The 4,022-nt window shown below is 72.4% G+C and carries 1 protein-coding gene; it reads right to left on the reverse strand.

What is annotated here, in order from left to right; all coding sequences use genetic code 11:
- Window positions 1-45: 45 nt before the first annotated feature.
- Window positions 46-3,594 carry a choice-of-anchor D domain-containing protein gene (locus ACFV0G_RS36450; RefSeq protein WP_380557187.1) on the reverse strand — a complete coding sequence of 1,183 codons (3,549 nt, stop codon included), beginning with the start codon at window positions 3,592-3,594 and terminating at the stop codon, window positions 46-48.
- Between the last annotated feature and the right edge of the window lie 428 nt (window positions 3,595-4,022).

Raw genomic sequence — 4,022 nt, forward strand, 5'->3', positions numbered from 1 at the left:
GGGTGCGGGGGCACCCGGCGGCCGCGGCCCTGCCGTCGCTGCCGGTCAGATGTTCCAGACCTGGAACTCGGAGACCTGCCCGGCCGGCCAGCCGGTGTTGGCGGTGATGTTCAGCCGGAACCACCGCTGGGTGGTGGCCGGGAAAGTGATCGTGACGGTGTTGTCCGAGGACGGGTCGAAGGTGTACGCGGCCGAGGACTTGACGGTGCTGAAGGTGCTGCCGTCGGTGCTGCCGAGGACGGCGAGCGTCTGGGTGCGGGCGCCCCAGCCGGAGGGCAGCTGCAGGACGATGCGGCTCGCGCTCTGCGCGGAGCCCAGGTCGACCTGCACCCACTGCGGGAACGCGTTGTTGGTGCTCTCCCAGTAGCTGTTCCGGTTGCCGTCGGTCAAGTTCGACGACGGGTAGACGTCGTTGTGGCCGGACTCGGCGGTGGGCCGACCGGCGGCGAGGTTGGCGGCCACCGTGCCGGAGCCGGTGCCGGTGAGCGCCACCGTGGCCGGGCTGTTGCTCGCACTGCCGGCGATGGTGAGGCTGCCGGTCCGAGCGCCGGAGGCGCTCGGTGTGAAGGTGACCCGGACGGTGCAGGAGGCGTTCGCGGCGAGCGAGGAGCCGCAGGTGCTGGTCTGCGCGAAGTCGCCGGTCGTGGAGATGCCGGACACCGTCGCGGCCGCGCTGCCGGTGTTGGTGACCGTGACGGTCTGCGCCGCACTGGTGGTGCCGGGCGCCTGGGCCGAGAAGGTCAGCGCCGCCGGGTCGGTGGCGAACACCGCGGAACCGGAGCCGCCGCCGCTCGGGAACACCTCCAGGTCGGACAGCTGGGCAGCGCCCCAGCCGGTGTTGGCGGTGACGGCGACCCGCAGGTACCGCGCGGTGGCGGGGTTGAAGGCGATCGTCACCGAGTTGCCGGTGTTCGGGTCGAAGGTCCACCCGGCCGGGCCGGCCACCGTGGTGAAGGCCGAGCCGTCCGTGGAGGTCTGCACCGACAGGGTCTCGGTGCGGGCCGCCCAGGCCGCCGGCGGCGGCAGCTTGAGGACGGCTTTGCCCACCGTGAAGTTCTGGCCGAGGTCGACCTGCGCCCACTGCGGGAAGGAGGCAGCGCTCTCCCAGTACGTCGAGGCGTCCCCGTCGGTGAGGTTGGCGGGGACGTACACGCCGTTGCTGGAACTGGCCGTCGCGGGGCGGCCGGCCGCGACGTCCGTGGTGCTGTCGATGCCGGTACCGGAGAGGCCGACCGCGGTCGGGCTGTTGTTGGCCGTGCTGGTGACGGTCAGGGTGCCGGTACGGGCGCCGCCGGCGGTGGGCCGGAAGGTGACGGCGACCGTGCAGGAGCCGCCGGCCGGGACGGACGAGCAGGTGTTGGTCTGGCCGAAGTCACCGCTCACCGCGACGCCCGAGACGGTGGCCGCGGCGGTGCCGGTGTTGGTCAGGGTGACCGTCTGGGCGGCCGTGGCCGAGCCGGTCACCGTGCTCGCGAAGGAGAGCGCGGCCGGTGCGGCGCCCAGCACCGGCCCGGGGGCGGTGCCGGTGCCGGCGAGGGCGACGGTGTTGGTGACCCCGCCCGCGTTCACCGTCAGGCTGCCGGTGCGGCTGCCGGTCGCGGTCGGGGCGAAGGTGACGGCGACCGTGCAGGAGCCGTTCGCCGGGATCGCCGAGCCGCAAGTGTTGGTCTGTGCGAAGTCGCCGCCGGCGGCGATCGAGGAGACCGCCGCGGACGCGCCGGTCGGGTTGCTGACCGTCACGGTCTGCGCCGGGCTGGTGGCGCCGGTGGCGACCGAGCCGAAGTTCAGCGCGCCCGGGGTGGCGGTGACGCCCTCGGGCGGGTACGGCGGGTAGACCGGGGTGGGCCAGCCGCCGCAGAGCGGCGTCCCGCCGATCCCGGAGTTGCCGCCGCCGTCGGTGACCGTGAAGTTGCCGCCCTCGCAGCTGTACACCGGGGTGGCGGCGCCCACGCCGGTCGCGGTGACGTTGGTGAACTTCGCTGCGCCGCCGGTCTGTTCCTGCAGAGCGAAGGTCCCGGTGCCGGCGATGGTCACATTGTTCAGATTGACCCCGCTGATGGTGCCCTCGACCCACTGGACGGCCTCGTACGGGCTCTGCTGGATCAGTGCGTTGCTGACGTTGATCGGGCCGGTGATGGCGCCCTGGCTGCCGTCGAACCAGAGGGCTCCGACTCCGAACTGCCAGTTCGGGTCGAGGCTGCCGGCCCGGACGAGGGTGTTGTTGCTGATGGTGGTGGTGCCGACGGGCGTCGAGGTGAACCGCTGGCCGACGTGGATGCCGCCGCCCTGGGCGATGCCGGTGTCCTTCACCAGGTTGCCGCTGACGGTGTTGTCGTGGCCGCCGTAGATCGCGATCGCATTGGCCAGGATCTGCTGCTGGACGGTGTTGTTCGCGATGGTGTCGAAGGCGTCCGCGCCGAGGGCGGAGTCCGCCCAGGTGGCGATGCCGTCGTCGCCGGTGTTGCGGATGTCGCTGTTGGTCACCGCCGAATTGGTGACGCCGCCGTGGAAGTTGACGCCGTCCGCGGTGGTGTCGCGGATCCGCATGCCGCTGAAGGTGAGGCGGTCCATCGGACCGTCCATCCAGGCGCCGACCTTCAGGTGGTCGATCCACAGGTTCGCCACCGTGGAGTCGGACATCGCTCCGCCGACGCCGTTGACCTGGGCGCTGTCGTTGCGCTCCTGCACGTCGCCGAAGATCGCGAAGTCCTTCAGGTGCACGCCGCTGCTCGGGGACGGCGCGGAGTTGCCGTAGAAGCCGGGGGCCGCACCGCTGACCGTGGAGTACCACATGCCGGCGCCGGCCACCGTGACGTTGTTGACCGCGATGTGGCCCGGCACCTTGAAGGTGCCCGGCGGGATCCAGACCGAGCCGCCCGGCCCGGCGGCGCTGATCGCCGCGTTGAAGGCGCCGGTGGAGTCGGCCGCGCCGCTCGCGTCGGCGCCCTTCGAGGTCACCGAGACCGAGCCGGCGGGCTGGGTGAGTGCCGGTCCCACCTGCTCGAAGTCGGCGAAGTCGACGGTGTACGAGGACGCGGTGTCCTCGGCGTCGACCTGGAGCTTGAAGACCGTACCGGCCGGATAGCTGGCCGGCAGCAGCCGGTGGACCTCGTCGTAGAAGTGGTGCGGGTTGCTGCCCGGCGAGTTGGTGAACGGGTAGCTCCCGTAGTACCAGCTGTACGCGTTGGTCAGGGTGAAGTTCGGCTGCTTGGTGCCGTTGATGTAGAGCGACAGCGGGGCGGAGTAGACCGAGCCGCCCACGGTGTCCGGGATGCTGTAGCGGAAGTCGATCGAGTTGGTCGCCACCGGCGTGGTGAAGCTGACGTACTTGCCGGCGCCCTGCAGGGTCACCGCCTTGCGGTACGACGCCTCGTCGGCGAGTTGGCCTTGGGTGTAACTCGGTCCGATGACCGTGCCGTTGGTGGCCGAGTTCTCCGCCTGGACCTCCACGTACGGCAGGCTCGCGCCGCTGCCGCCGGTGGCGGCGGCCCAGGCCGACGGGGCCGTCAGGCCGAGGACGCCGCCGGCGGCCAGCAGTGCGGCCGCGCCGCCCAGGGCGACCGCCCTTCTCCGATAGCGCATGGGTGGGGCCATCTTCCGCTCCTCATCTCATCGACTCGGGGTGCCGGGGATGCGCCGTCCGGGTGCCGTCACCGCACGACGGTGCGGGCGGGACCGGTGGTACGGGCGGGACCGGTGGTGCGGGGGTGCGGGCCGTGCAGAGCGGGACGACGCAAGGGGAACCGTAATCTCGCGGCTACATGAGCGCAATATCCGTACGCCGCTTTGCTGTTTGATTGCCAGTCGGCTGCAAGTATGCGATCTCGCCGGAACGTGCCACGGCCCCGCCGGATCCTCGCCCGGAGCGGGCGGATCCGGCGGGGCCGCGGGGTCGGGCGCCCCCGGGGGGCGGCGTCGGCGGGCTGGGGCGGCAGCGCGCCCTCGGGGGGGGGGGGGGCGCGGTCGGCGCCCGCCCCGGCCAGCGGGGGGGGGAGGGCGGCGACACGCCCCCACGGGCGGTC

The sequence above is a fragment of the Kitasatospora sp. NPDC059571 genome (genome assembly GCF_042735675.1).
Lineage (GTDB): Bacteria > Actinomycetota > Actinomycetes > Streptomycetales > Streptomycetaceae > Kitasatospora.